This is a genomic window from Bathymodiolus heckerae thiotrophic gill symbiont (genome assembly GCF_900128515.1).
Classification (GTDB): domain Bacteria; phylum Pseudomonadota; class Gammaproteobacteria; order PS1; family Pseudothioglobaceae; genus Thioglobus_A.
This window is the reverse complement of the sequence record NZ_FQTP01000246.1, coordinates 1-901: the sequence shown is the minus strand read 5'-3', so window position 1 is coordinate 901 and position 901 is coordinate 1. Positions and strand designations below refer to the sequence as shown.

General features: G+C 37.2%; 2 protein-coding genes. One reads left to right on the top strand and one right to left on the bottom strand.

Going from position 1 to position 901, the window contains the following annotated elements; translation table 11 throughout:
• Positions 1 to 287: arsenate reductase family protein (locus BTHERMOSOX_RS11640; RefSeq protein ID WP_138121252.1), on the top strand; the 287-nt coding region annotated here is incomplete at its 5' end.
• Positions 288 to 296: 9 nt separating this feature from the next.
• Here the strand turns inward: BTHERMOSOX_RS11640 and BTHERMOSOX_RS11635 are convergent.
• Positions 297 to 901 (bottom strand): glutathione S-transferase family protein (locus tag BTHERMOSOX_RS11635; RefSeq protein WP_138121251.1); only part of this gene is annotated, 605 nt, incomplete at its 5' end.

Here is a 901-nt window from a genome sequence, read left to right as displayed (position 1 = left end):
TAGAGGAAAAAGGCATTGATTTTGAAGTAATTAAATACCTAGAAGTGCCACCAACAGCAGATGAATTAAAAGCTTTATTGGTAGAACTTAAATTAGATGCAAGAGCTTTAATGCGCACGTTTGAAGCGCCTTATAAAGATAATAATCTAGACGATGAATCTCTTAGCGAAGATGATTTGATCCAAGCTATGATTGCTAATCCAATTCTAATTGAGCGACCTATTGTTAAAACTAGCAAAGGTGCTGCTATTGGCCGACCGCCAGAAAACATTCTGGCAATCATCTAGATTTGTTTACTACTCTTCGTCTACTAGTAGCGTAGAAAGATGTCCTTCACGACCTTCAATGTTTGAGTAGTAGACATCACCAAGTCCGTCAACAACTGAGGTTTTTACTTCCTCAACTGCAAGAATTTCATCACTCCAAGCGCTTAATTTTTTAAACTCTGAAATTGATACGGCATTATCGGTAAATTCATTAATCCAAGCCAGACGCATGAATATTGGTGCTAAGGCGGCGTCAATCATATTAAAGCTTTCGCCATTAAAGAAGATGCTGTCAGTTTTAACAGCTTCAAGTTTGGACAACTTTCCGAATAAAGATTTTTTTGAAGCGTTGAATTTCTCTTCATCACCAACCACCATGCCAAACATGTCATCAAACATTGTTGATGAAAATGCAATCCAAGAGCGGTTGCTAGCTTTTTGAATCACATCTTCTGGATGAATAGAAGTGCCACTAATGTCATTAATAAACTCAGTGATCACAGAAGACTCGAATACAATTTGATCATCCACTTTTAATAAAGGTACTTGGCCGGTAGGCGAGATTTCTTTAAACCAATCAGGCGGATCCATTGGGTTGATGTAAGTTATTTCAAAGTCAATTTTTTGAGTGTTTA